The 23,336-nt window shown below is 65.2% G+C and carries 29 protein-coding genes; 13 read left to right on the top strand and 16 right to left on the bottom strand.

Going from position 1 to position 23,336, the window contains the following annotated elements:
* Positions 1 to 110: 110 nt before the first annotated feature.
* Genes AC5Y5W_RS07610 through dxr form a run of 4 tightly spaced genes read right to left on the bottom strand, consistent with a single transcriptional unit; the run spans position 111 to position 4,567 of the window.
* On the bottom strand, positions 111 to 965 hold the full coding sequence (locus AC5Y5W_RS07610) for a GNAT family N-acetyltransferase (RefSeq protein WP_500009213.1): 855 nt from the start codon (positions 963 to 965) through the stop codon (positions 111 to 113).
* 40 nt (positions 966 to 1,005) lie between these two features.
* Positions 1,006 to 2,184, bottom strand: coding sequence for a flavodoxin-dependent (E)-4-hydroxy-3-methylbut-2-enyl-diphosphate synthase (gene ispG / locus AC5Y5W_RS07605; RefSeq protein ID WP_500009212.1), 1,179 nt, complete (start codon positions 2,182 to 2,184; stop codon positions 1,006 to 1,008).
* An 11-nt stretch (positions 2,185 to 2,195) separates the two neighbouring features.
* Positions 2,196 to 3,401: a M50 family metallopeptidase gene (locus tag AC5Y5W_RS07600; RefSeq protein ID WP_500009211.1), complete on the bottom strand. Its 1,206-nt coding sequence runs from the start codon at positions 3,399 to 3,401 to the stop codon at positions 2,196 to 2,198.
* Positions 3,398 to 4,567, bottom strand: coding sequence for a 1-deoxy-D-xylulose-5-phosphate reductoisomerase (dxr, locus tag AC5Y5W_RS07595; RefSeq protein WP_500009210.1), 1,170 nt, complete (start codon positions 4,565 to 4,567; stop codon positions 3,398 to 3,400). Before dxr ends, AC5Y5W_RS07600 begins: the two co-directional genes overlap by 4 nt.
* Before the next feature lie 120 nt (positions 4,568 to 4,687).
* Here dxr and AC5Y5W_RS07590 point away from each other — a divergent pair, with 120 nt between their 5' ends.
* Both AC5Y5W_RS07590 and AC5Y5W_RS07585 read left to right on the top strand, forming a co-directional pair.
* Complete coding sequence (locus AC5Y5W_RS07590; protein WP_500009351.1) at positions 4,688 to 5,365, top strand: fasciclin domain-containing protein; 678 nt, start codon at positions 4,688 to 4,690, stop codon at positions 5,363 to 5,365.
* A 67-nt stretch (positions 5,366 to 5,432) separates the two neighbouring features.
* On the top strand, positions 5,433 to 5,690 hold the full coding sequence (locus AC5Y5W_RS07585; protein ID WP_500009209.1) for a DUF2631 domain-containing protein: 258 nt from the start codon (positions 5,433 to 5,435) through the stop codon (positions 5,688 to 5,690).
* Positions 5,691 to 5,699: 9 nt separating this feature from the next.
* On the opposite strand, the gene rlmN is transcribed toward AC5Y5W_RS07585, so the two are convergent.
* The 5 genes from rlmN to AC5Y5W_RS07560 all read right to left on the bottom strand — a co-directional run bounded on the left by rlmN (position 5,700) and on the right by AC5Y5W_RS07560 (position 10,777).
* The gene (gene rlmN / locus AC5Y5W_RS07580; protein WP_500009208.1) at positions 5,700 to 6,791 is read right to left on the bottom strand and encodes a dual-specificity RNA methyltransferase RlmN; all 1,092 of its coding nucleotides are present in this window, start codon (positions 6,789 to 6,791) and stop codon (positions 5,700 to 5,702) included.
* Between the two features lie 13 nt (positions 6,792 to 6,804).
* Positions 6,805 to 7,710 (bottom strand): phosphatidate cytidylyltransferase, encoded by a 906-nt coding sequence (locus AC5Y5W_RS07575; protein ID WP_500009207.1) that lies wholly within the window; start codon positions 7,708 to 7,710, stop codon positions 6,805 to 6,807.
* Between the two features lie 22 nt (positions 7,711 to 7,732).
* Positions 7,733 to 8,290: a ribosome recycling factor gene (gene frr / locus AC5Y5W_RS07570; protein WP_065015808.1), complete on the bottom strand. Its 558-nt coding sequence runs from the start codon at positions 8,288 to 8,290 to the stop codon at positions 7,733 to 7,735.
* A gap of 14 nt (positions 8,291 to 8,304) precedes the next feature.
* On the bottom strand, positions 8,305 to 9,096 hold the full coding sequence (gene pyrH / locus AC5Y5W_RS07565) for a UMP kinase (RefSeq protein ID WP_499885590.1): 792 nt from the start codon (positions 9,094 to 9,096) through the stop codon (positions 8,305 to 8,307).
* 190 nt (positions 9,097 to 9,286) lie between these two features.
* Complete coding sequence (locus AC5Y5W_RS07560; RefSeq protein ID WP_500009350.1) at positions 9,287 to 10,777, bottom strand: FAD-dependent oxidoreductase; 1,491 nt, start codon at positions 10,775 to 10,777, stop codon at positions 9,287 to 9,289.
* Positions 10,778 to 10,991: 214 nt separating this feature from the next.
* Between AC5Y5W_RS07560 and mbp1 the strand changes: the two genes are divergently transcribed.
* Positions 10,992 to 11,234: a microaggregate-binding protein 1 gene (gene mbp1, locus AC5Y5W_RS07555; RefSeq protein ID WP_500009206.1), complete on the top strand. Its 243-nt coding sequence runs from the start codon at positions 10,992 to 10,994 to the stop codon at positions 11,232 to 11,234.
* A gap of 64 nt (positions 11,235 to 11,298) precedes the next feature.
* Here mbp1 and AC5Y5W_RS07550 read toward each other — a convergent pair whose 3' ends face one another.
* A complete protein-coding gene (locus AC5Y5W_RS07550) occupies positions 11,299 to 12,234 on the bottom strand; it encodes a lysophospholipid acyltransferase family protein (RefSeq protein WP_500009205.1) in 936 nt (311 codons plus the stop codon).
* 106 nt (positions 12,235 to 12,340) lie between these two features.
* Positions 12,341 to 12,823: an MPT63 family protein gene (locus AC5Y5W_RS07545; RefSeq protein ID WP_500009204.1), complete on the bottom strand. Its 483-nt coding sequence runs from the start codon at positions 12,821 to 12,823 to the stop codon at positions 12,341 to 12,343.
* Between the two features lie 288 nt (positions 12,824 to 13,111).
* On the opposite strand from AC5Y5W_RS07545, the gene AC5Y5W_RS07540 reads away from it, so the two are divergent.
* The 3 genes from AC5Y5W_RS07540 to AC5Y5W_RS07530 all read left to right on the top strand — a co-directional run bounded on the left by AC5Y5W_RS07540 (position 13,112) and on the right by AC5Y5W_RS07530 (position 14,282).
* A complete protein-coding gene (locus AC5Y5W_RS07540) occupies positions 13,112 to 13,282 on the top strand; it encodes a hypothetical protein (RefSeq protein ID WP_500009203.1) in 171 nt (56 codons plus the stop codon).
* A 42-nt stretch (positions 13,283 to 13,324) separates the two neighbouring features.
* A complete protein-coding gene (locus tag AC5Y5W_RS07535) occupies positions 13,325 to 13,675 on the top strand; it encodes an SDR family oxidoreductase (protein ID WP_500009202.1) in 351 nt (116 codons plus the stop codon).
* A gap of 181 nt (positions 13,676 to 13,856) precedes the next feature.
* A complete protein-coding gene (locus AC5Y5W_RS07530; protein ID WP_500009201.1) occupies positions 13,857 to 14,282 on the top strand; it encodes an anti-sigma factor antagonist in 426 nt (141 codons plus the stop codon).
* Positions 14,283 to 14,319: 37 nt separating this feature from the next.
* Here AC5Y5W_RS07530 and AC5Y5W_RS07525 read toward each other — a convergent pair whose 3' ends face one another.
* The 3 genes from AC5Y5W_RS07525 to AC5Y5W_RS07515 form a co-directional block, all read right to left on the bottom strand.
* Positions 14,320 to 15,474: an alpha-hydroxy-acid oxidizing protein gene (locus tag AC5Y5W_RS07525; RefSeq protein WP_500009200.1), complete on the bottom strand. Its 1,155-nt coding sequence runs from the start codon at positions 15,472 to 15,474 to the stop codon at positions 14,320 to 14,322.
* A 988-nt stretch (positions 15,475 to 16,462) separates the two neighbouring features.
* Complete coding sequence (locus AC5Y5W_RS07520; RefSeq protein ID WP_500009199.1) at positions 16,463 to 16,927, bottom strand: ester cyclase; 465 nt, start codon at positions 16,925 to 16,927, stop codon at positions 16,463 to 16,465.
* 2 nt (positions 16,928 to 16,929) lie between these two features.
* Positions 16,930 to 17,160, bottom strand: coding sequence for a DUF2795 domain-containing protein (locus AC5Y5W_RS07515; RefSeq protein ID WP_500009198.1), 231 nt, complete (start codon positions 17,158 to 17,160; stop codon positions 16,930 to 16,932).
* 99 nt (positions 17,161 to 17,259) lie between these two features.
* Here AC5Y5W_RS07515 and AC5Y5W_RS07510 point away from each other — a divergent pair, with 99 nt between their 5' ends.
* The 6 genes from AC5Y5W_RS07510 to AC5Y5W_RS07485 all read left to right on the top strand — a co-directional run bounded on the left by AC5Y5W_RS07510 (position 17,260) and on the right by AC5Y5W_RS07485 (position 21,734).
* Positions 17,260 to 17,496: a metallothionein gene (locus AC5Y5W_RS07510; RefSeq protein WP_499885539.1), complete on the top strand. Its 237-nt coding sequence runs from the start codon at positions 17,260 to 17,262 to the stop codon at positions 17,494 to 17,496.
* A 2-nt stretch (positions 17,497 to 17,498) separates the two neighbouring features.
* Positions 17,499 to 17,885: a hypothetical protein gene (locus tag AC5Y5W_RS07505; protein WP_500009197.1), complete on the top strand. Its 387-nt coding sequence runs from the start codon at positions 17,499 to 17,501 to the stop codon at positions 17,883 to 17,885.
* Between the two features lie 254 nt (positions 17,886 to 18,139).
* On the top strand, positions 18,140 to 18,331 hold the full coding sequence (locus AC5Y5W_RS07500; protein WP_500022238.1) for a phosphatidylserine decarboxylase: 192 nt from the start codon (positions 18,140 to 18,142) through the stop codon (positions 18,329 to 18,331).
* Between the two features lie 159 nt (positions 18,332 to 18,490).
* Positions 18,491 to 19,252, top strand: coding sequence for a cutinase family protein (locus AC5Y5W_RS07495; protein WP_500009195.1), 762 nt, complete (start codon positions 18,491 to 18,493; stop codon positions 19,250 to 19,252).
* Between the two features lie 346 nt (positions 19,253 to 19,598).
* Complete coding sequence (locus AC5Y5W_RS07490; protein WP_500009194.1) at positions 19,599 to 19,973, top strand: DUF4345 domain-containing protein; 375 nt, start codon at positions 19,599 to 19,601, stop codon at positions 19,971 to 19,973.
* An 834-nt stretch (positions 19,974 to 20,807) separates the two neighbouring features.
* Positions 20,808 to 21,734 carry an esterase family protein gene (locus tag AC5Y5W_RS07485; RefSeq protein WP_500009193.1) on the top strand — a complete coding sequence of 309 codons (927 nt, stop codon included), beginning with the start codon at positions 20,808 to 20,810 and terminating at the stop codon, positions 21,732 to 21,734.
* Between the two features lie 30 nt (positions 21,735 to 21,764).
* Here AC5Y5W_RS07485 and AC5Y5W_RS07480 read toward each other — a convergent pair whose 3' ends face one another.
* The gene (locus tag AC5Y5W_RS07480; protein ID WP_500009192.1) at positions 21,765 to 21,941 is read right to left on the bottom strand and encodes a hypothetical protein; all 177 of its coding nucleotides are present in this window, start codon (positions 21,939 to 21,941) and stop codon (positions 21,765 to 21,767) included.
* 148 nt (positions 21,942 to 22,089) lie between these two features.
* Between AC5Y5W_RS07480 and AC5Y5W_RS07475 the strand changes: the two genes are divergently transcribed.
* Positions 22,090 to 22,833 (top strand): cutinase family protein, encoded by a 744-nt coding sequence (locus AC5Y5W_RS07475; protein WP_500009191.1) that lies wholly within the window; start codon positions 22,090 to 22,092, stop codon positions 22,831 to 22,833.
* A gap of 83 nt (positions 22,834 to 22,916) precedes the next feature.
* Here the strand turns inward: AC5Y5W_RS07475 and AC5Y5W_RS07470 are convergent, their stop codons facing one another.
* Positions 22,917 to 23,330, bottom strand: coding sequence for a ChaB family protein (locus tag AC5Y5W_RS07470; protein WP_500009190.1), 414 nt, complete (start codon positions 23,328 to 23,330; stop codon positions 22,917 to 22,919).
* Between the last annotated feature and the right edge of the window lie 6 nt (positions 23,331 to 23,336).

The raw sequence follows: 23,336 nt of genomic DNA, 5'->3' as shown, positions 1-23,336 counted from the left end.
CGAGTCCCTGGACGGTCGGAGGCTCACCGAGAACGGGACGATGAGCGGAACGCCACGGTGAAAAAACCGACCGATCCCCGCAGCGGCGTGACGGTCGCGAAAGCGACGAGTCAGTCCAGCAGGATGGTCGCGAAGGCGCCGACTTCGGTGAAGCCGACGCGGGTGTAGGCAGCGCGGGCCACCGTGTTGAAGTTGTTGACGTACAGGCTGGCGATTCGCCCGGTGCCGACGATCACCGCGGCCAGCGTCGCGGTGCCGGCCGTGCCCAAGCCCCGGCCGCGGCGATCGGGATGCACCCACACCCCTTGGATCTGGCCGACATGCGGTGACTGCGACCCGACTTCAGCCTTGAAGACGACCTCGCCGTGCTCGAAGCGGGCCCACGCCCGGCCCTGGCTGATCAGACTGGCCACCCGGCGGCGATAGCCACGACCGCCGTCGCCCAACCGCGGGTCGACGCCCACCTCGCCGATGAACATATCGATGGCCGCCGCCAGGTAAGCGTCGAGCTCGGGGAGCTTCACCTGGCGCACACCGGGGTCGATCGCGCAGGCTGGCATCGAGTTCAACGCCATCAACGGCTGATGGGCACGTACGTCGCGGGCCGGGCCCCAAACCGACTCGAGCCGCTGCCACATCGGCATCACCAATTCAGCCCGGCCCACCAGCGACGAACACCGTCGCGAGGCGCCCATGGCCTCGTCGGCAAACGCCGCCAAGTCGGTCGGCCCGCCCCGCAGCGGGATCAGATTGGGTCCGGCGTAACACAGCGACTCGTCGGCGCCCCGTCGGGTCCACAGTTCGCCGCCGATCGCGGTCGGGTCGATGCCGTGGTCGGCAACCCGTGCGGCGACCATGCACGACCCGACGGGGTCGTGGTCGAGGACGCGGCGCACCGCGGCGGCATCCCGCACCACCGACACCCGCCGCTCGTCGACCAAGCGATGGATGGGCGGAGCCGACATACTGACTCTTTCTGCGATCAGGTAGCCCGAACGGGCCCCCTCAGCTTACGGTCACAACCGGGGAACCGCTCGCAGTTGCGTCCGGACCCGACGGCGTGCCGCCTTCGGCGGCCAGTCGCATGGCCTCTTCGATCAGCGTCTCGACGATCTGCGCTTCGGGCACGGTCTTGATCACTTCGCCGCGAACGAAGATCTGGCCCTTGCCGTTGCCCGATGCCACGCCGAGGTCGGCCTCGCGGGCCTCCCCCGGGCCGTTGACGACACAACCCATGACGGCCACTCGCAGCGGCACGTCGAGCCCGTCGAGACCGGCGCTGACCTCGTTGGCCAAGGTGTAGACGTCGACCTGCGCGCGGCCGCACGACGGGCACGACACGATCTCCAGCGAGCGCGGGCGCAGGTTCAGCGACTCCAGGATCTGGTTGCCGACCTTGACCTCTTCAACCGGTGGCGCCGACAGCGACACCCGAATGGTGTCACCGATGCCCTGTGAGAGCAGCGCGCCGAATGCGACGGCGGATTTGATGGTGCCCTGGAACGCCGGGCCGGCCTCGGTGACCCCGAGGTGCAACGGGTAGTCGCACTGGGCGGCCAGCTGTTCGTAGGCCCGCACCATCACGACCGGGTCGTTGTGCTTGACGCTGATCTTGATGTCGCCGAAGCCGTGTTCTTCGAACAGCGACGCCTCCCACAACGCCGATTCCACCAGCGCCTCCGGGGTGGCTTTGCCGTACTTGTCCATGAACCGCTTGTCCAGCGAGCCCGCGTTGACGCCGATGCGGATGGGTATTCCGGCCTTACCGGCGGCCTTGGCGACCTCGGCGACCCGGCCGTCGAATTCCTTGATGTTGCCCGGATTGACCCGCACCGCCGCGCAACCGGCGTCGATCGCGGCGAAGATGTACTTGGGCTGGAAGTGGATGTCGGCGATTACCGGGATCTGGCTGTGCTGGGCGATTTCGGCAAGCGCGTCGGCATCCTCCTGGCGCGGGCAGGCCACCCGCACGATGTCGCAGCCGCTGGTGGTCAGCTCGGCGATCTGCTGCAACGTGGCGTTGACGTCGTGGGTTTTCGTCGTGGTCATCGACTGCACGGCGATCGGATGATCGCTGCCGATGCCGACGTCGCCCACCTTGAGCTGACGGGTCTTGCGCCGCGGCGCCAACGTGGGCGCCGGCGGTGCCGGCATGCCCAGTCCAATGTTTTGGCCGGTGGCCATCGGTGAATCTCCTACTGGAACAACCTGATCGGGTTGACCAGGTCGGCGGTCACGGTCAGCAGCATGTAGCCGACCACCACCACCAAGATGACATAGGTGGCGGGCATGAGCTTGAGATAATTGACCGGTGCGGCGGCGACCTTCCCGCGGGCCGACCGCACCAGGTTGCGCAGCTTTTCATACACCGCTATCGCGACGTGCCCACCGTCGAACGGCAACAGCGGCACGAGGTTGATGGCACCGAGCACGAAGTTGAACTGCGCCAGGAAGAACCAGAACGCCACCCACAACCCATGGTCGACGGTGTCGCCGCCGATGATCGACGCCCCGACCACACTGATCGGCGTCTCGGGGTCCCGCTCACCGCCGCCGATCGAGTGCACCAACGCGCCGACTTTGGTCGGGATCTTCGCCAGCGACTTACCCAACTCGACAGCCAAATCGCCGGTGAAGGTGACGGTGCCGGGGATGGCCGTCAGCGCGTTGTAGTGCGTCGGCCCGAACTGGGCTGCGCTGATGCCGATGGCGCCCACTGGGCTCGGCTGCTGGTCGCCGGGCTTGGCGAACCGCTGCGTTCGGGTGACGTCGACCATGACGGTGAACTTGGCGCCGTCGCGCTCGATGACGAATGGCGTGGGACCGGTGAGTTTCTGCACCGCATCGACCAGCTCGCCGAAGCTGTGGACGTCGGTGGCGCCCACCGTGGTGATCACGTCGCCGGACTTGATTCCGGCCATCGCCGCCGGCCCGGGACCGTTGCACTTGCTCAGCTCGCCTTTAGTGAGTTCCGGTGCGACGCAGGCGGTTTCACCGACAGTCGCGCGATCGTCGGGATGCAGGTTCGGCAGTCCCCAGGCGACGGCGATCCCATAGATCAACACCAGGCCGATCAGGAAGTTCATCCCTGGGCCGGCCAACAACACCGCGGTGCGTTTCCAGGTCTTCTGCTTGTACATGGCGCGGTCGTGCTCGTCGGGCAGCAGTTCTTCGACCGAGGTCATGCCGGCGATGTCGCAGAATCCGCCTGCGGGGACGGCCTTGATCCCGTATTCGGTCTCGCCGCGCCGCGTCGACCACAGCGTTGTACCGAAGCCGACGAAATAGCGGCGCACCTTCATGCCGGTGCCGCGCGCGACCCACATATGCCCGCACTCATGCAGCGCCACCGAGATCAGGATGGCGAGCGCGAACAGCACGATGCCGACAACGAACATCATCGGGTGCCTATGACCTCCTGTGCGGTTCGCTCAATCCCGCGTCGGGCCTCCTCACGGGCCCAGCGCTGCGCGTCGAGTACGTCATCCACGGTAGCGGGTAATGCGGCCCATTGGCCTGCGGCGTGCAACACGTCGGCGATTGTGCGCACGATCGCCGGGAAACCGATCCGGCCGGCCAGGAAGCCGCCCGCCGCTTCTTCATTGGCGGCGTTGTAGACCGCCGTCATGCAGCCACCGGCTTGGCCGGCCTGCCGGGCGAGCTCAACGGCGGGAAATACCTGGTTGTCCAGCGGCTCGAAGTCCCAGCTCGACGCGGTGGAGAAGTCGCAGGCCGCGGCCGCGCCGGGCACCCGCTCCGGCCAGTTCAACGCCAACGCGATCGGCAGCTTCATATCCGGCGGGCTGGCCTGCGCGATCGTCGAGCCATCGCTGAAGGTGACCATCGAATGCACGATCGACTGCGGGTGCACGACCACCTCGATGCGGTCGTAAGGCACCCCGAACAACAGGTGGGTTTCGATCAGCTCCAGGCCCTTGTTCACCAGCGACGCCGAATTCAGCGTGTTCATCGGCCCCATCGACCAGGTGGGATGGGCGCCGGCCTGTTCGGGGGTGACGTGCTCGAGGTCGGCGGCCGACCAGCCCCGGAACGGCCCGCCGGAGGCGGTGAGCACCAGGTTGGCGACCTCATCTGGGGTGCCGCCGCGCAGGCACTGGGCCAGCGCGGAGTGCTCGGAGTCGACGGGCACAATCTGACCCGGCTGCGCTGCCTGCAGCACCAGCGGACCGCCGGCGATCAGCGACTCCTTGTTGGCCAGGGCCAGGCGGGCACCGCAGGCCAGCGCCGCCAGCGTGGGCCGTAATCCCAGCGCGCCTACCAGTGCGTTGAGCACGACGTCGGCCTCGGTGTCCTCGACCAACCGAGTGGCCGCATCGGGTCCGAAATAGCTGACCTCACCGAGGGCGTGCGCCGCGCGCTCGTCGGCGACGGCGATGTTGGTGACCCCGGTCTCGGCGCGCTGCCGGCCAAGCAGATCCGGATTGGCGCCCCCGGCGGCCAGCCCGACCAATTCGAAGCGATCCGGATTGGCCGCGATGACGTCCAGCGCCTGGGTACCGATGGACCCGGTACTGCCCAGCACCAGAATCTTGCGGCGGCTCGTCACCCACTTATTGTGCCGCGCGGTGCCCGAGTTTCCACGTGCAGACGCGAACACCGTTTAATCCGAGCTCAAAGCGGGAAGGGCGACGACATCTAATGGCCACACAAACGGGAGATGGCAGCCATGGACGCTATGCAGCACAAAGCACTTGCCGCGGCCGGCTTCGCGGCGATCGCAGTGGTGGGGTTGTCGGGCTGCACCACAACCGAAGTCCACCAGCCGGACCAGTCCGCACCGGCGACCGTGACCACGACGGTGCTCATCACCACATCGGCGCCCACGACGACCGGAAGTCCGGCCCCGGCAGGCAATCCGGTCGGTCCCGGCTGCGCAGAGTACGAGCAGCAGGTGCCCACCGGGCCCGGCTCGGTTTCCGGGATGGCCAAAGACACCGTCGCCGTGGCCGCCTCGAACAACCCGCAGCTCACCACGCTGACGCAAGCTTTCTCCGGCAAACTCAACCCACAGGTGAACCTGGTGGACACCCTGAACAAGGGCGAGTACACCTTGTTCGCGCCGACCGACAAGGCCTTCGAGAAACTCGACGCTGCCACCATGGACCGGCTCAAGACCGACGCAGCGTTTTTGAACGGCATCCTGACCTATCACTTGGTCAATGGTCAGCTGACACCGGCGCAGGCCGACGGCGTACATCAGACGCTGGACAACAATGCGACGCTGACTGTCACCGGTACCAGCGACGACCTCAAGGTCAACGACGCCGCCGTCACCTGCGGTGGTATCGGCACCGCCAACGCGACGGTGTACATGATTGACACCGTGCTGATGCCACCCGCATAGCCGAGAACGGGCAACTCGGGTGTGCCAGAATGTCTGGGCACTGGCAATCCCAACCGGAGGTGGCGTCGTGGTCAGTACTGAGGTGGAGCAGCGCGACGCCGGGGTGTACACCGCCGATGTGCCGTCGGCAGCCTGGGGCTGGAGCAAGATCAACAACCGCACCTGGCACATCGTCGGATTGTGCATCGTCGGCTTCCTGCTACTGATGCTGCGGGGCAATCACGTCGGCCATATCGAAGACTGGTTTCTGATCAGCTTCGCGGCTCTGGTGCTGTTCGTCATCGTGCGCGACTGGTGGGGTCGCCGGCGCGGCTGGCTCCGGTAGCGCCGACGCTTAGCGGTCGGCCGCCAACTGACCGCAGGCGGCCGCGATCTCCCTGCCGCGGGTGTCGCGGACGGTGCAGGAGACGCCCCTGGCACGGATTCGCCGGACGAACTCGCGTTGGGCCGGCTTGGGGCTGGCGTCCCACTCGCTACCCGGCGTCGGGTTCAGCGGGATGACATTCACATGTGCCAGCGGTCCAAGCGCGCGGTGCAGCAGCTTTCCCAATAGGTCGGCCCGCCAAGGCTGATCGTTAACGTCGCGGATCAGCGCGTATTCGATCGAGACCCGTCGACCCGTCACGTCGGCGTAGTAGCGGGCGGCATCCAGCGCCTCGCCGACCTTCCACCGGTTGTTGACCGGCACCAGCGTGTCGCGCAGCTCGTCGTCGGGGGCGTGCAGCGACAGCGCCAGCGTCACCCCGAGCCGCTCGTCGGCCAGCTTGCGGATGGCGGGGGCCAGACCGACCGTCGACACCGTCACCGAGCGGGCCGAGATCCCGAAGCCGGAGGTGATGCCACGCACCGCGGCCACCACCCGCGCGTAGTTGGCCAGCGGTTCGCCCATGCCCATGAACACGACGTTGGACAACCGGTCACCCCAGTCGTCGCGCAGTGCGACGGCCGCGGCCCGCACCTGCTCGAGGATCTCTGCGGTCGACAGGTTCCTGGTCAGCCCGCCCTGCCCGGTCGCACAGAACGGACATGCCATGCCGCAGCCGGCCTGTGACGAGATGCACACGGTGTTGCGCTGCGGGTAGCGCATCAGCACCGATTCAAACGTGGTGCCGTCGATGGCGCGCCACAGCGTCTTGCGTGTCTGGCCGTCGTCACAGGCGATGTCGCGGGCCGGGGTCAGCAGCGTGGGAAACAGCGCCTCGGCGACCGGGTCGCGGGCCGCAGCCGGCAGGTCGCTCATCTGCCGCGGGTCGGCGATCAGCCGGCCGAAATACTGGTGCGCCAGCTGCTTGGCGCGAAAAGCCGGCAGACCCAGCTCCGCGACGGCGGCGGAGCGGCCCGCCTCGTCGAGGTCGGCCCAGTGCAGTGGCGCGCGGCTGGTCAACCCAGCGCGCCGCGATGCCTCGAACACCAGTCGTTGCACCATGATGAGTCCAGTATCAGGGCACCAGCGTCAGCACGACCCAGGCTGCCACCGCCGACGGCAGGAATCCGTCGAATCGGTCCAGCACCCCGCCGTGGCCGGGCAGCAGACTGCCCATGTCCTTGATCCCCAGATCCCGCTTGACCTGTGATTCCACCAGATCACCGAGGGTCGCGGTGATCACTACGGTCAAACCCAGCAGCACGCCGATCCACGGCGGTTTGCCGACCAGATAGACCACGGTGAGCGCGGTCGCGGTGGTCCCCAGCACCAGGGAGCCGGTCAGTCCCTCCCAGGATTTCTTGGGGCTGATCGCCGGGACCATCGGGTGCTTGCCGAACAGCACGCCCGCGGCGTAACCGCCGACATCGGAGGACACCACACCGACGGCCAGCGAGAACGCCTTCGCGGGTCCGTCATGGTGGTAGACCAGCAGCGCAGCAAACGAGGCGAACAGCGGGACCCAGGCGGCCAGGAAAACCGTCGCCGAGACGTCGCGCAGGTAATTCGCCGGCGCGGCATCGGAACCTTGCGCTGCCCGCCGACCCTGGCGGCTCAGCAGCCGCCAGATCATGCAGATCACGACGGTGCCACCGAAGCCGGCCAGGGCGCCGCGCGCACCGTACGGCCAGGTCAGCCACACGGTGGCCTGACCGCCGAGCACGAGCGGGATGACCGGTATCACGTAGCCGGCGGCCCTGAGCCGCCGCACCACTTCGAGGGTGCCGAGCAGCACACCGGCGGCGAGTATCCCGACGAACGCGTAGCGCGCGTACAACAAGGTGGCGATGACGGCCCCGCCCAGGACCGCGCCCACCAGGATCGCCACCGGCAGGTTGCGGCCGGCCCGCGACCTCTTCGGCGGCGGCTCCGGCAGCGATTCCTCGGCCGGGGTGCCTGTACCGGTATCAGTGCCTGCCACGGACATCGTTGCTGAGCGGCCGCTAGACCTCCAGCAGCTCGCCTTCTTTATGTTTGACCAGCTCGTCGATCTGAGTGACGTACTGGTGGGTGGTCTTGTCCAGGTCCTTCTCGGCCCGGCCGACCTCGTCCTCGCCGGCCTCCCCGTCTTTGCGGATGCGGTGCAGTTCCTCCATGGCCTTGCGGCGGATGTTGCGTACGGAAACGCGGCCTTCCTCACCTTTGTGCTTGGCCTGCTTGACCAGCTCGCGGCGGCGTTCCTCGGTCAACTGCGGCACCGCCACCCGGATGACGTTGCCATCGTTGGTGGGGTTCACCCCGAGGTCGGAGTTGCGGATCGCGGTCTCGATGGCATGCAGCTGATTGTTTTCGTACGGCTTGATGACGACGAGGCGTGCTTCGGGGACGTTGATGCTGGCCAGCTGGGTGATCGGGGTATTGGTGCCGTAATAGTCGATGACGATCCGGGAGAACATGCCCGGATTGGCCCGCCCGGTCCGGATGGTCGACAGATCGTCTCGCGCCACCGAGACGGCTTTTTCCATCTTCTCTTCGGCGTCGAAGAGCGCCTCGTCAATCATTGTTTCGCCGCTCCTTAGGTGGTGACCAGCGTCCCGATCTTCTCACCCGCGACCGCGCGAGCGATATTGCCGTCGGTCAGCAGGTTGAACACCAAGATCGGCATGCCATTGTCCATACACAGGCTGAACGCGGTGGCATCGGCCACCCGCAGCCCGCGGTCGATCACTTCACGGTGGCTGATCGCGGTGAGCAGTTCGGCTTCGGGGTTGGTCCGCGGGTCGTCGGCGAACACGCCGTCGACGGCCTTGGCCATCAGCACCACCTCGGCACCGATCTCCAGCGCCCGCTGCGCCGCGGTGGTGTCGGTGGAGAAATATGGCAACCCCATGCCGGCACCGAAGATCACCACCCGGCCCTTCTCCAAGTGCCGCCGCGCACGCAGCGGAATGTACGGCTCCGCCACCTGCCCCATCGTGATCGCGGTCTGAACTCGGGTCGCGATGCCTTCCTTCTCCAAGAAATCTTGCAGCGCAAGGCTATTCATGACAGTGCCGAGCATGCCCATATAGTCCGAGCGGCTGCGCTCCATGCCGCGTTGTTGAAGTTGTGCGCCGCGAAAGAAGTTTCCACCGCCGATCACGACCGCGACCTGCACGCCACTGCGAACCACTTCGGCGATCTGGCGGGCTACCTGGGCCACCACATCGGGATCCAAACCGACCTGCCCGCCGCCGAACATTTCGCCGCCGAGCTTGAGTAACACCCGCGAATACTTAGGCCGATTATCCGGTTGAGCGGCCGAGTAGCCATTGTCCGGCAAAAACGCCTCTACGCCCCTGGTGCTCGTCGGCTCCGGTTCTGTCATCAGACTCCTCGCGTAAGAGCGCCATCCCGGTGCGCCCGGACACGGCACTTTCCATCCTGCCTCATGCCCACCCCCGCATGTCCGAGGTGAAAGCTTAATGTCGAGGCTCGCCGGCCGTGCAGCCACTGCGAGATTTCTCCCGGAGATCCTCGCGCACCCGCGCACCAGAAGGTCAGTGCCCGCCTGGGAGCTACGACGACGCTGTCAGCCCTCGGGTGGCCGGTCCTTCCAGCAACGTGCCGTCCGGCGCGAAGCGCGATCCGTGCAGCGGACACTCCCACGACTTGTCGGCGTCGTTCCAATTCACAATTCCGCCCAAATGCGGACATACCGGCGAAACACGGTGCTGCACACCGTCTACCGTGCACCGCGCTTCCAAATTCCAGGGTGGACCGCTGACCACTCCGCCGTCGGCCGGAGTGGCGCGCCCCAGCCGGGTCATCGGCGCCACCCACCCTTTGGCCATGTGGAAAGCGACCTCGAGATTGGCCTGCACAGCGGTGGGGACGCCGGCGAGCTCATGCGGGCTCCACGCTGCGAAGGCACGCGCCCAATCCATCCGCCCATCGAGGATCCGCGCGCTGAGGGCAAGCGCCGCCGCCGCGCCGGCAGCCAGCCCCCACTTATTGAAACCCGTTGCGACAAAAACTTTTTCGTCTCCAGGCAGGATGGGACCAACATAGGGCAGGTGGTCCGCGGGCGTGTAATCCTGGGCCGACCACCGATGAGTCACTTCGGCATCGGGATAGTAGTTGCGCGCCCATGACGACAGTTCGTCCAGCTCGGCGGTAGGGCTCTTGCGGCCGACGACGTGGCTGGCACCACCGACGATGAGTCGCTCACCGCCGGCGACCGGCGCGTATCGGATCGACCTGGTCGGCGAACCCGCGGAGATGAACATCGGTCGGGTGATGGTGCCGGGAACGTCGAAGGCAATGCAGTACGACCTACTGGGTTTCAGTCTGGCGAAGAATCCGCCGCGATCCAGAATGGGCATACCGGTGGCGAGCACACACTGCCCAGCGTCGATGTCGACCTCACCGTCAGAGGTACGCACGCCCAGCCGCACACGGCCGCCGCGGTGTGCGAGGCGATGCACCCGCGCGCCCTCGACGAGCCGGCCACCCCGCGCGGTCAACTCGCCGATCAGACTGTCCAGCAATGGCATTGGATCGAACTGCGCCTGGTCGGCGAGCCGCACCCCGCCGTGATAAGGAAACGGAACATCGGCGTCGTCATCCCAGTCGACGTCGAGGCCTGCCAGCCGGCACGCAGCCAACTCCGCGCGCGCCGACGCCACCTCTCCCGACGATTGCGCATAGGTGTAGGCGTCCTCACGCTGCACCGGAACACCGTTGACCTCGCAATACCGCAGCAACCAATCCTGGCCCTCCTGGTTGCCGCGCACGTAATCACGCGCCAGGTCGGCCCCGTGGCGGGCGACGATCTGCGACAACATTGTGGCCTGCAGCAGGCTGACCTTCCCGGTGGTGTTGCCAGTCGTCACTGCGCCGGCGCTGCGCGCCTCCAGCACCACTACGTCCTTGCCTGCCCTGGCCAGCAGCACCGCAGTGACCAGGCCGGTGATGCCGGCGCCAATCACCACGACGTCGGCAGACAGCGGTCCCAGGCTTGTTCGCGCAGTGAGGCGGCTTCGCTCGGCCAGCCACAGCGATCTCATCATCGCTCCCACATACCCGGCCGTCAGTCGGCGAAACAGGCCGGCGGCCGGGCAAGGAGGCTGTGAAGGTTTGAGTACCCGCCGACCCGGGAATCCGCGAGACGCGGCGGGGAAAGCAAGAGACCAACGAGTCTGTGCGCCGCGCCGAAACCGGTCGAGACATCGGCCGGTACTGAGCAAAAACTCAGTGACACTAGCCAAGTAGGAGGAATCCATGGCGGACGACAAGAACAGCGGGCCGGAAGAGGGCGTTCGTGGTGTTGTCGAGGGCGTGAAGGGCAAGGCCAAAGAAGCCGCGGGCAACATTCTCGGCCAGGACGACATGGCCCGCGAGGGCGCGGCCCAGCAGGACAAGGCCGAAGCTCAACGCGACGCGGCCAAGCGGGAAGCCGAAGCCGACGCGGCTCGCGGCAGCGCTGAGACGGCGGAAAAGCGCCAGGAGTCTCACCAGGAATAGCTTGATCCAATAGGCAGGCCCGGTCCGCAAGGACCGGGCCTGCCGTTTGAGTGAGGCCTACGGATCAACCGAATAGCGGCAGCGCGCGCTTGCGGGCCAGCGCATCCATACCGCGCTGGATGCTGTTCTGCACTTCGTGGTATTTGCGGTCCACATACTCGTCGTCGTCAGCGCGTTCAGCGTCCTGGTCAAGCTCGACTGCGGGCATGAATCGCGTCCGGATCTTGGCGGGAAGTGGGAACTGCGGCAGCGCGGCCGGCGCGATGCCCCACGGCAACGAGACGGCCACCGGGAACACCTTGAGCCGCAACAGCCGGTCCAACCGCAAGACCCGCGACAGCTTGTCGCCGCGGATCAGGACCGGCATCGCGTCGGCACCCCCCACCGTGGCGATCGGCACAATCGGCACGCCGGCGCGAATCGCCATCTTGACGAAGCCTTTTCGCCCGGCGAGGTTGGCGCGGTCCCGCTCACTCCACGGCCGCAACGAGTCCACTTCGCCGCCGGGCCAGAGCGCGACATCACGTCCTTCGGCCAGCGCCGTCGCAATGGCGTCCGGCGCGGCCGGCAGCACACCCATCGAACGGAAGTACCGGCCGAAACCCGGAATCGCCATCAACGCATCGTGGGCGGTTCCATGCAAAGTCCGCTCCGGACCGAATCGCCGCCACCACTGCAAACCGACGGTCCAGGCATCCCACACGAATGGGGCACCAGAGTGGATGCCCACCAGTAACACGGGTGTCTCCGGGACGTTTTCCCAGCCGTCGATTTCCATTCGAAACCAATAGTCGACCAACACGTTCCAGAAGAACTTCTGCCGCTGCAGCGTCGCCTCGTCCTGGCCGCTGAGGTCCCAACTGCCGGCCCGGCCGGCCACCCAGCCGCTCAGTCCGCCCTGTTGTCCTTCACGCCGGTCGTCCATCGCCGTGCGCGCTTCTTCGGCCTGCCGGCGGGCCTGCTGACGCACATTGCCCGGTCTGCGATCGGTTGCACTCATACCGCTTCGGGTACCCGATCCGGGCCGCGGCGAAAATGTCTGCCGAACGACGCCTCCCCGCGTCATTGAATGACGCGGGGAGGGCAAGTTGCCTGGTATGGCAGCTTTAGGCGTTGCTCGTCCAGACCAAGACATCCTGCACGCCGTCGTTGTAGACCACGCCGTTGGGCGGCGCACCGGTCACGTCGAAGTAGACCTTCCCGCTGGACTGTTGACCCTGAACGATCGGCGCCGGGCTAATGCCGTTCGGCACCGGGGACGTGTCAACCACCCGGTAAGTTTCACCGTTGGCGGCCCGGGCGTTGAAGTCCGAAACCAACGGCGTGACAGTCCCACTGTCCGACTTCGCAGTCAGATCCGCCTGGTACAAGTGACCCTTCGGGGTGTACCCCGGGATCACCATGTCGCTGGGCTGCAAGTTACTCACCGTGTAGTCGGTGACCAACGGACCGTCGACGAGCTGTTGGCTGGTGCCGAAACCCTGGATGCTCGGCGGAGCAGCAGAGGCCATCGGCGCGCCGAAAACACTGGCGGCCGCGATTGCAGCGGCTCCAATTCCCGTTTTCACAGTAGTGGCGGTGAACTTCACGCTATCTCCTCTCATTCGTGTCGTTCGAGCCTTCCGTTCGAGCGGTGATACCCCGGTCTCGAGCAGGTCACCGCACCCAATCCCCCATACCCATCCACTAGCGACCCAAACGTGGTCCGAACGAATGATGTTGCGTGACAGCGATCATTTACGTCGCCGTAAACGCATCAAATCAATGGTTAGCCGCTGGTTGGGCCGGGTAGCCCGGCGATTGATCACGACCTATCCGGGCCAAGACAATTGACGACATCGACTGATCGGCCACGATCCGCTGAAGGAGCCGCACTGATGGGACGGGAAAGCGCCAAGCACAGCCCTCGTGACGACGATCAACTGAAGCATGAGCTACGCGGAACCCTGCAGGGCAACCGGTCCAGCCGCGCTGAGGAATGGCGCGATCCGGAGCCTCCGCCCGACGACGACCCCGATGTCCCCGCCGCGGGTCCACCCACGCGATAACGGCTGCGCCACTCGCCGATTCGATGCTTCCAGGAGCACCTGATGAGTTTCGGAGACGGTAGCTCGTCGGTCAACTCCGGCACACCCAATCCCACCTTGGCTCCGTATGCGGCGAGCAAAGCAGCGATCGCCAACTTCTCGGCTAGCCTGGCGCAAATGCTGGGCGACAAAGGGGAATTCGTGTCAACAGCGTGGCTCCCGGCCCGTTTGGACACCGCTCATCCCGTCGACCATGCCCGCGGAGAAGGTGAAGGCGTTCGGCGAGAATTGCCGCGGGGGCGCGCCGGCCAGCCCGCCAAGCCGGCATCGATCGATGTGCTGCTGGCCTCCGACGACGCCAGCTACATTTCCGGTGCGCGGGTGGCCGTTACCGGCGGCCGACCGATTCGCTGAAGACAGCGGCCACCGTCCCCCGGGTAACGCTGCTTGAACCGGCTGTTCGCAGGAAATTCCCATCAAACGCTGGACAGATCGACCCGCCGAGGGCTACTAATGGGTAATCATCCTGTCTTCAGAAGCGTAGGGCCGGCATCCGCCGATGCGCCGATTACGGCGCACGATTCGGAGTGCATTTATGAGCTCTGCGACGATCAAAGTTTGTCGCTCTCAAGCTGTTTCGAATACACAGCCCGCTGACACGCCGCGCGCGCTGCGGGCCGCCACGCGCCACGTCGGTACGGCGGTAATCATCGCCGTCAGTGGCGAAGTAGATGCCAGCAACGAAGGCGACTGGCGCTACCTGCTCGCCGAGATGGCGGCAACCGCCGCCGCACCGGGACCCGTCGTGGTCGACGTTCGCGAGCTCGACTTCATGGGGTGCTGCGCGTTCGCGGTTCTGGCACGCGAGGCAGAACGATGCAGACGCCGCGGCGTGACACTCCGATTGGTCAGCCAAAAGCCGATAATCGCGCGGACCGCAGCCGCCTGCGGTCTGCGCTGGCTCCTGCCCATCCACTCGACGCTGCAAAGAGCGTTGACGCGGGCCGCAAAGGAGGACTAAGCCTACGCCCGTGAGACCACTGGTAATACCAGTGGTCTCACTTGACCTGCCGCAACGCCTCGGGCGTGAGATCCTCGCGGGACGGGTAGCCATCGACGGCCATCAGCAGGTCGGCTTCGGCCAGCAGCGAGCGCAGCACGTGCACGATGCCATCGTCACCGCCAAGAGCCAGACCGTAGGCGTAGGGCCTGCCGATCCCGACTGCGGCGGCCCCCATCGCGAGCGCCTTGATGATGTCGGGTCCGCTGCGGACTCCCGAGTCAAACAGCACGGGTAACCCGTCAGCCGCTTCGAGGACTCCTGGCAAGCAGTCGAGGGCGGGTACACCGCTGTTGGCCTGTCGGCCCCCGTGGTTCGAGCAGTAGATGCCGTCGACGCCGGCGTCTTTGGCTCGCCGCGCATCGTCGGGGTGGCAGATCCCCTTGGGGATTACTGGTAGATCGGTCTCCGCACGTAGCCAGTCCAGGTCGTCCCATCGGAACGGCCCGCCGAAGATGGGAAGCTTCTGCACCGCGGCCTCTGTTGGATCTTCGCCGGGTTGCAGGCTGTCGAGGAAGACGGGGTCGCTGGTGTAGTTGGCAAGACAACGACTGGGCACTTGTGGGTAATTGCCGGCGCTCAGGTCACGGGGCCGCCAGCCGGTCACCCACGTATCGAGGGTGACGACGATGCCCTTATAGCCGACTGCCTCGGCGCGATGCACCAGGCTGGCGGCCATCTCGCGGCTTGGTGGCGTGTAAAGCTGGAAAAACCCGGCGGTGTCACCTAGCTGAGCCGCTACGTCTTCAAGTGGGTCGGCCGAGAGTGTTCCGGCCATGAACGGGATACCGGTGCGCGCCGCCGCACGGGCGCAGGCCAGATCGCCATGGCCGTCTTGGGCGCATACGCCGATGACGCCGATCGGTGCCATGAACGCCGGAGCGGGAAACTTCACCCCGAATACCTCCACCGAAAGATCACGTTCGGTGGGGGCGACCAGCATTCGCGGCATCAGACCCCAGCGTTCGAAGGCGCGACAGTTGGCGCGCTGGGTGTGCTCGTCGCCGGCGCCGCCTACTACATAACCCCATACCGACTGCGGCAGCGCAGCGGAGGCTTTCGCCTCCAAGTCAGCGAAAGTGATTGGCAAAGAGGGATTTTCGCCCTTTCGTCCCTGCGTGTAAATCTCGTTTTGGTACTCTGCGAAAGCCATAGGCAACAGGTACCCGACGGTGAGCCCACCAAACCGGCTTCGGACCGCCGCCAGTAGAAGTCTGGCCTGCGTGCGGCGGAGGGCTAGGCACCGCCGATATTGCATGTTTGCCCATCCACGTCCCGGGTAATGCGCTTGTGTCGACACCACATCAAGCTCGCCGGAGCACTCCGACGTGTGATACGACAGACGGCATCGGCACAGAGCAGGTGAAAATAATGGCCGCAGCGTCCCGACACCGTCGAGCGCTCGTTGGTGTAGGCACTTTAGTGATGGGCGTTGCGGCTTCTGGCTGGCCCGGTCAGCACGTGCGATGGTGAAGGTCGACGCCATGACAGCCACATCGCATCCATTTGTCGACGAATGGGGACCGCCTCCGCCGCATCGTCGGCATGCCCGAGATCAGGTACTCAGCGACAGACGGGCCCGGCGCATGAGTCGGCGCTTCGCTGTCGTCGGTGTGGGAATCCCGGCAGCACGCCTTCAGGAAATAGCCGCGGGTAGGTCTCTAGCGTCTGACGACTTGGTGAATGTCAATTTCGCACTCGTCGCGACTGAAGTAATGCGGGAAGAGCGTCTCGCGATGTTCAAGCGAGGCCGACGCCGCGCCACCCGATGGCTCATATTTGTCGGCGCGACTCTCGGGTCGTTGAGCGCGCTCTGTTGTATTGTCTTCGCCTTCGTCAGCCTGGCTCTATACGAGTCGCCGTTGTGAGCTGACTTCGCTTGGGCTGCCTGGGCTCTGGCTGCATCAAGATCGCCGTTGCACCGTGACTGGTCGCTATCGCTGTTCTACTGTACGCAGAGTGTTTCGCTGTCCTGCTACCTGAGTTGAGAGCAGGATGAGTCCGAACCTGAAGGCGAGCACATCTGCGAAACCACCTGTACTGGCGGATAATTCCCCATCGTCGTGTTGACGGTTCACGCCGTCGACATCGAAGTCCTCGATCGTCTCTGCCACGGCATACGCCGCAAACTGAGCTTGAGATTATTGCTGCTGTGTCAGGCACTCACTGACCGGCCAGCCGAGCTGCTCCCACATCGACAGCTTGTTCCAGTCCTTGATGAACTCGCAGAGTTTCCCGTCGCGCACCGCAAAAATCGCTGCAGCCGTCCAGCGCGCGGTGCGTCCGGTCGGCGCGAGGTCTCCGTGCGGTCGACCACGGTGCGCTCCTGCTGCGGTGTAGCGCAAACAGACACGGTCGTCCTTGCTGAACAGAACATCGAAACTGACAATGTGCAGATCGTTCACCTGTTCCATCAACCGCCCGTGGTCCTCGGCGTACTCCTCAAGGGTATGAACGTCCGGGAACGTAGTGGGCGCGACAAAACGATTGTTCGGGGCACATAAGTGGGCAACCGCCTGTGCGCTGGCGCGGCCCGGTGCGTAGGCGATTTGCATGTATTCGCGGACCAGTTCGATGTTGTCGCGATCGGGCGGCGACGCCGGCATGCTTACCTCCTGTCCGCCGCGTCGATGCCATCCTCGTTGTCTGCGACCGTGACCGATGGGAGGACTTCGCCGAGGTTCGCATATGTCTCGGGCGGCACAGCCCGCAGCGCGCGTCCGGTCTGCTCGTCGCAACCGTTTCGTCGAGCTGCAGCCAACAAATCGTCCTTGCTCGCGGGGTAGTCGACGTCGTTGAGGCAGTGTCGAAGTCGGCTGCGGGTGGTTGAGGCGGCCATAGCATTTGGGTGCCCGACCGCTCGCCTCGGTAAACGCTCATCGCAGGTCACGACACCGCGCCGGGTTTACCGGTGCCACTCTGTGGGGATTCGGCTGACATGGCGATTTGTGCAACATGTGGGAACGACTACGACAAAGCGTTCACGGTGACTTGGCAGGGGCGCACCGCTACTTTCGACAGCATCGAATGCGCGGCCAGCGAGATTGCGCCGCAGTGTGCGCATTGCGGCTGCCGGATTCTCGGACACGGGGTCGAGACCACTGACGCTGTCTACTGTTGCGTGCACTGCGCACGCGAATCCGGTGACGACGCGCTGGCCGACCGGCAACAGTAACGATGGGTACGCCACCGTTGCCGCCCCGCCCCGACGAGCCCGGCCGCGAAGACCGCAGCGTCCGGCCGGCGGTCACTTTCGCTCTGGTGATCGCCGTGGTAGGCGTGGCCTTCCTCGTCCTGGCGGCATTGTCAGTTGCTGGTTGCGACGGCGGCACGCGCACCGACACAGCGGCGTGTGGCTCAGTACTGCGCATCGCGCTGGGAGTTGGCGCGCCGGTGATTCTGTTCGGCGGAGGCGTCTGGGCGTTCGCGCGAACGTACCGGCTGTGGCGGCAGGGCAGGCCCTGGTGGGCATGGCAGGGCGCGGGTTGGTTTTTGTTGCTGCTGATGCTGCTCACACTGACCATGGGTCTGCCGCCGATCGCCGGGCCGGCTCTGGGGGGTTAGCGCTAGGCCGAAGACGTCCCTGGTTACCCGACTCAGCTGCGGGTACTTCTCCTGAAACCCGATAGGAGCAGCTGGAATGGCCCACGGATATCGGCGAGTACGAGGAGTAGAAGACCACGAGCTACAGGCCAGCGACAACGCCACCAGCGGCTACGAATTCTCACAGACCCGCGGCGTGGTCACCCTCGACACGCCGCAGTCCGACTTAGGTGACATCGGGATCGTCGCAGTCATCCCGGGTAGGAATGGCGCACGTGTCCTCGGTAACGCTCACTTCGACTGCTGGCAAGCACATGGCCAAAGGCGCGGAGTTCGGCTACTTCCAGTTCGGCGGTTCCGAGATCCTCATCCCGTTCCAAAATGGGGTCGACCCGCAGATTGACACAAGCGAGGACTTCCGCGTCGTGAGCTCTCCGGCAGCGGGTTGCAAGCCGCTCACGCGCTGACCAGACACGCCGCGCTCCTACCGGGATCGAAAAGAGCTGAGGTTTAACATAATCGAGAGCTCACCCACTACACTAGTCGTGCCGACAACCAGCCGCGGACAGGCCGGAATCGCGGCGGATGAATTGAGCCGGAAAGTTTGCGTTTAAGGAAGTGAGCGTATGGGCAACAACTGCGGCATGATGACACGTCACGTCGTTCGTTTCGTCGGTTCTGCGATGGTCGCAGCATGCAGTCTCAGCACCACCGTCCTTTCTGGCCAGGCTCTTCCGTCGGCCTCGGCCGCGGGATGCCCCGATGCCGAAGTGGTGTTTGCGCGTGGTACCGGTGAGCCACCAGGCGTGGGCCCCACGGGACAGGCATTCGTCGATGCGCTCGGCCAGCGCATCGGTGGGAGGTCGCTGGGGGTGTATCCGGTCAACTACCCTGCCAGCGACGAGTGGGCCACCGGGGTAGACGGCGTCCGGGACGCGGGCGCTCATGTCGTGTCGATGGCGAACACCTGTCCCAACACCAAAATGGTGCTCGGCGGCTACTCCCAGGGCGCGGCCGTGATGGGCTTCGTCACGTCGCCAACGGTGCCGGACGGGGTTGATCCGGCGACCGTCCCCAAACCACTGGACCCCGCCGTGGCCAACCACGTGGCCTCGGTCGTTCTCTTCGGAACCCCGAACGTGCGGGCGATGAGCTTCCTCAACGAACCGCCCCTCACCATCGGCCCGCTGTATCAGCCCAAGACCCTGCAGTTGTGCGTTCCAGAGGACCCGGTCTGCTCTGACGGGATGAACTTCGCCGCGCACAACACCTACGTAGACGAGGGCAGCCTGATCAACCAGGGCGCGGACTTCGCCGCAAGCCACCTACAGTCGAGTCCCGGCGCCGCAGTGCCGGCGGCGTCTCCGGGCGGGGGTTTTGGAGAATGACTCGCGCCTGACTCGATCCATACGGCGCACCATCGAATCCACTTGGCGCAGCCCAATTAATCTGGCTCGCCGCGGATGGGCGGCGTCGGCGATCGCACCGTCAGTTGCTGACCGTGCTAATTGACCCAGGATGGCGATACGACGTCGCCGCGGGCGTTGACGCGGCACTGGTAAGTCGGCTCTATGAGCGCTTCGCCGACCATGCGGTACGAATCACTGAGCGTTGCGTCTTTCAAACCAACGGCCCCCTATTTCCACCGGATTCCGGACGCAACCCATCGATTGGTGGACCCAGTTTCAACAGTTGCTCTGGGACGTCCGGAACGACCCGTGAGAGGCTGAGATCATGACAGGGATGAGAATCTTGGGGCGCGTGACCGGATGGACATGCATCGCAATTGGAGGCATCCAGCTCATCGGCGGGGCGCGCGGAGAGCCTGGCATGACCGGTGACGCGACGGTGGACTCACACATCCGCTTCATGGGTCCTGTCTTTGCAGGATATGGGCTGGGGTGGCTCGACGCCGCGTCCGCCCCGGAACCAGACCTGAACCGGATGCGCACGCTCGCGGGGCTGATGGCTCTGGGCGGTATCGGGCGGCTTGTGACCCGCGCTACCCTTGGCCGACCTCACCGATTCCACGATCTGCTGCTCGGCATCGAGCTCGCGGCTCCGGTTGTCGTCGAGATAATGGGCCAGCGCGATCACGCAGTGCGTTAGTTCCAGCCAGTTGATCACGAATCCAACCATCTAGCCCTGCTAGCTAAGCTACAGGACGTGCCCGGCCGCCCTGCCCGAACTCGGCGGAACACACGGGCTGACGCGCGACGCGGTCGCCGACGACATGCCCAACAGTCCCGGCCATTCACTCGGCAAGCTGTGGGAGGCAGTGCTTAGGGCATCGATGAGTTCGACCAGCGGGTCTTCGGCAGAGGGCACCGCTCTCCGACGGTGTCCGCGCCACGGGCTATAGCACGCGGTAGCTTGCGGTGGCCCGGCGCAGCGGCCGACGCAAGCGGAATGGGGCAATCCGCGCGCATTGAGCCGACTTCCGACTGGAGGCTGACCACGCGCCGGCACCACAAAGCGGCGGGCTTGGCCCCGCCAACTCCGCGCAACGGCCGGCCGCGGATCGACTGAACCCGTAACGGATCAAACCGAAAACGCGGCGTCGGCGTTGCCGAAAACCTTCTGGACAGATCGCCTCATCTTTGTTAAGAAAAAGAGGTCGTGGTCTGTCTTTCAGACTGCGGGCAGCCATCCATCACGGCGCTCGGGGGCACCGCGCTACGAAAAGAACGCCCCATGAGCCGTGTTATCGAACTCTCCTGGCCGGTAGTCGTGCTGAGCAAGCTTCCCCCGACCATCTACGCGCCTCGACCGTTGGCGATAGATGTCGGCGATCCGCCGAAGCCGTCTGATGGATAAGCCAACTCCGGAAGGGTGGTGGATGACGAAATTCGTTGATTCGGAATGGAATTCGTGGACAAGGCTGATGGGCGGCAGCCCAACCGGACGTAAGGGATAGAGATGGATGCGGACAAAAGACGTTGGATGCGTCGACTGCTGAACGCCGGAGTTGTGGCCGCCGCGCTACCGGGACTGGCTGGATTGGTCGGGACTGCACCGCCGGCGCGAGCCGCTGCGCCCGAATTCCTTGCGGTGCCGTCGCCGTCGATGGGCCACGACATCACCGTCGAATTTCAAGGTGGCGGAGCGCCGGCGGTCTACTTGCTCGACGGGCTACGTGCCCGCGACGATCGCAGCGGCTGGGATATCGAAACCAACGCCTTCAACGATTACGCCGGTTCGGGTATATCGGTGGTGGCGCCGGTCGGCGGACGCTCCAGCTTCTACTCCGACTGGTACGGCTCGGCGAATGGCCAAACCTACAAATGGGAAACATTCTTGACGAATGAGCTTCCCGGCTATCTTTCCAGCAGAGGTGTGCGGTCGAATCGCAATGCCGTGGTGGGCGTTTCGATGTCCGGATCGTCAGCGTTGATCTTGGCCGCCTACCATCCGGGGCAGTTCGCCTACGCCGGTTCGCTGTCGGCATTGCTGAACCCCTCCCAGGGCAGCGGGCCGACCTTCATCAAGTTCGCGATGAACGACGAGGGCGGTTTCAACCCCGAGGACATGTGGGGACCGGCAGGCGGCCCCGGGTGGCAGCGCAACGACCCCACTGTGCAGGCCGGCCGGATAGCCGGCAATAACACTCGGCTGTGGATCTACAGCGGCAACGGCACGCCCTCGGAAAACATCGGCGAGGGCAGCGTGCCGGGGCAGGTCATCGAACAGGTGATCTTGCAAAGCAACGTTACTTTCCAGAACGCTTACACCGCGGCTGGCGGCCACAACGCGACGTTCAACATCGACAGCAACGGCGTTCACAGCTGGGGCTACTGGGGTAGCCAGCTGGCGGCCATGAAGCCGGATATGCAGCAGACGCTGGGCGCCGGCGGCGGAGCACAGACTTGATAGCGCCGTGGCTGCGTGCGACCCATCCGACTACTCCGAGCGCTGCCCGCCTAGGAAGTACCAGGACCTGCCGACGCGTTGCGGCTCACCCGCGGCGATGACCGAATGAGCGGCACTCAGTTCGTCCGGCGTGAGCGCGTCCAGCATCGGCTCCGACGAGCCGGCAGCCGGGGTCTGCCCGGACTTCGCATTGAGGTGGTTCTCCATCAGCGACACGGTCCTTACGTCGCATCCCGACGAAACTCGTCCGCTGGAGTACCCGCTGGCGCCTGCGTCGAAGCCGGGTAGTCACCGAGTATTAGTGCCCAAAAACTTTCTGGTTTGAGGGCGCGATCCGGTGGGCACTTCCTGCGCCATGATTGCACGTCACCTCGTCCGATTCCTTGGTCCTGCGGCACTTGCCGCCTGCGGCCTCAGCGCTTGGTTCCTGTCTGATTCTGCTCTTCCCACCGCGTCCGCCGAGCCGTGCCCCGATGTTCAGGTGGTGTTCGCCCGCGGCACCGGGGACGATCCGGGTGTCGGCCCGGTCGGGCAGGCGTTCGTCGACAACCTGCACCAGCGAGTTGGCCCACGGTCGTTCGACGTATATCCGGTCAACTATCCCGCCACCGAACAGTGGGATACCGGTGTCGACGGGATCAGAGATGCCGGCGCGCACGTCCTTTCCACGGCCAACAGCTGTCCGCAGACCAAGATGGTGCTCGGCGGATACTCTCAGGGCGCGGCCGTGATGGGGTTTGTCACCTCGGCTGCAGTCCCCGACGGCGTCGATCCGGCGACAGTCCCCAAACCTCTGGACCCCGCCGTGGCCAACCACGTCGCCTCGGTCGTCTTGTTCGGAATGCCCAATGTTCGGGCCATGAACTTCCTCGGTGAGCCGCCGGTCGTCATCGGCCCGGCGTATCAGGGCAAGACAATCAAGGTGTGCGCCACCGAGGACCCGATCTGCTCTGACGGGATGAATTTTTCTGCCCACAAAACCTATGCAGACGACGGCGCGATGATTGACCAGGGAGCGGCCTTTGCAGCGAACAGCCTTGGTGCAGGTCCGCCCGTCCCCGTGTCGGTGGCAGCCCCACCGCAAGGCTTTGGTGAGTGAGCTACCGCAGCTGCAAACCCAGCACCGCCGCCAACACGGTCAGCGCAGCGAAAGGCCCGGGCGACCGGTTGTGCGCCGGCCGCTCACCGGTCCCGGGCACGACGGTTGTGCTTTTTGATCGCGTCGACTAGCTGCGACTTGTTCATCGTGGACCGTCCCGGGACGTCGAGGCGACGGGCGACGTCGAGCAGGTGCTTTTTGCTGGCGTTGGCATCCACGCCCTCCGCCGAGGGGATCGGATTGTTCAGGCCGCCGCGTTCGGCGCGTTTGTCCGAAGGGCCTTTCTTCTTCTTCGGCAACCAGCGGTCACCGACTTTCTCGAAGCTGTGCTTAAGGGCGGAATAGGCAACCCGATGGGCCCGCCGCTCGCTACCGTACTGTTCGGCGGCGGCGTCATGAGCTTTGGTGAAGGTGCGTTGGGCTCTGGAGCTGGAACGTTGCAACGTACTGGGCAACTCGTCCTGCTTGGGCTTGCCGCCTTTGGTTGTCTTGGGCATGACTTG

This window comes from Mycobacterium sp. NGS51, from assembly GCF_059812525.1.
This window is presented reverse-complemented; position numbering and strand designations above follow the sequence as displayed.

Bases quoted from the DNA above. Each gene is read 5' to 3' on its own strand.
- AC5Y5W_RS07610 (WP_500009213.1), bottom strand. From the start codon at position 965: ATGTCGGCTCCGCCCATCCATCGCTTGGTCGACGAGCGGCGGGTGTCG.
- ispG (WP_500009212.1), bottom strand. From the start codon at position 2,184: ATGGCCACCGGCCAAAACATTGGACTGGGCATGCCGGCACCGCCGGCG.
- AC5Y5W_RS07600 (WP_500009211.1), bottom strand. From the start codon at position 3,401: ATGATGTTCGTTGTCGGCATCGTGCTGTTCGCGCTCGCCATCCTGATC.
- AC5Y5W_RS07590 (WP_500009351.1), top strand. From the start codon at position 4,688: ATGGACGCTATGCAGCACAAAGCACTTGCCGCGGCCGGCTTCGCGGCG.
- rlmN (WP_500009208.1), bottom strand. From the start codon at position 6,791: ATGGTGCAACGACTGGTGTTCGAGGCATCGCGGCGCGCTGGGTTGACC.
- frr (WP_065015808.1), bottom strand. From the start codon at position 8,290: ATGATTGACGAGGCGCTCTTCGACGCCGAAGAGAAGATGGAAAAAGCC.
- pyrH (WP_499885590.1), bottom strand. From the start codon at position 9,096: ATGACAGAACCGGAGCCGACGAGCACCAGGGGCGTAGAGGCGTTTTTG.
- AC5Y5W_RS07560 (WP_500009350.1), bottom strand. From the start codon at position 10,777: ATGAGATCGCTGTGGCTGGCCGAGCGAAGCCGCCTCACTGCGCGAACA.
- mbp1 (WP_500009206.1), top strand. From the start codon at position 10,992: ATGGCGGACGACAAGAACAGCGGGCCGGAAGAGGGCGTTCGTGGTGTT.
- AC5Y5W_RS07550 (WP_500009205.1), bottom strand. From the start codon at position 12,234: ATGAGTGCAACCGATCGCAGACCGGGCAATGTGCGTCAGCAGGCCCGC.
- AC5Y5W_RS07540 (WP_500009203.1), top strand. From the start codon at position 13,112: ATGGGACGGGAAAGCGCCAAGCACAGCCCTCGTGACGACGATCAACTG.
- AC5Y5W_RS07535 (WP_500009202.1), top strand. From the start codon at position 13,325: ATGAGTTTCGGAGACGGTAGCTCGTCGGTCAACTCCGGCACACCCAAT.
- AC5Y5W_RS07530 (WP_500009201.1), top strand. From the start codon at position 13,857: ATGAGCTCTGCGACGATCAAAGTTTGTCGCTCTCAAGCTGTTTCGAAT.
- AC5Y5W_RS07525 (WP_500009200.1), bottom strand. From the start codon at position 15,474: ATGGCTTTCGCAGAGTACCAAAACGAGATTTACACGCAGGGACGAAAG.
- AC5Y5W_RS07520 (WP_500009199.1), bottom strand. From the start codon at position 16,927: ATGCCGGCGTCGCCGCCCGATCGCGACAACATCGAACTGGTCCGCGAA.
- AC5Y5W_RS07515 (WP_500009198.1), bottom strand. From the start codon at position 17,160: ATGGCCGCCTCAACCACCCGCAGCCGACTTCGACACTGCCTCAACGAC.
- AC5Y5W_RS07510 (WP_499885539.1), top strand. From the start codon at position 17,260: ATGGCGATTTGTGCAACATGTGGGAACGACTACGACAAAGCGTTCACG.
- AC5Y5W_RS07505 (WP_500009197.1), top strand. From the start codon at position 17,499: ATGGGTACGCCACCGTTGCCGCCCCGCCCCGACGAGCCCGGCCGCGAA.
- AC5Y5W_RS07495 (WP_500009195.1), top strand. From the start codon at position 18,491: ATGGGCAACAACTGCGGCATGATGACACGTCACGTCGTTCGTTTCGTC.
- AC5Y5W_RS07490 (WP_500009194.1), top strand. From the start codon at position 19,599: ATGACAGGGATGAGAATCTTGGGGCGCGTGACCGGATGGACATGCATC.
- AC5Y5W_RS07485 (WP_500009193.1), top strand. From the start codon at position 20,808: ATGCGTCGACTGCTGAACGCCGGAGTTGTGGCCGCCGCGCTACCGGGA.
- AC5Y5W_RS07480 (WP_500009192.1), bottom strand. From the start codon at position 21,941: ATGGAGAACCACCTCAATGCGAAGTCCGGGCAGACCCCGGCTGCCGGC.
- AC5Y5W_RS07475 (WP_500009191.1), top strand. From the start codon at position 22,090: ATGATTGCACGTCACCTCGTCCGATTCCTTGGTCCTGCGGCACTTGCC.
- AC5Y5W_RS07470 (WP_500009190.1), bottom strand. From the start codon at position 23,330: ATGCCCAAGACAACCAAAGGCGGCAAGCCCAAGCAGGACGAGTTGCCC.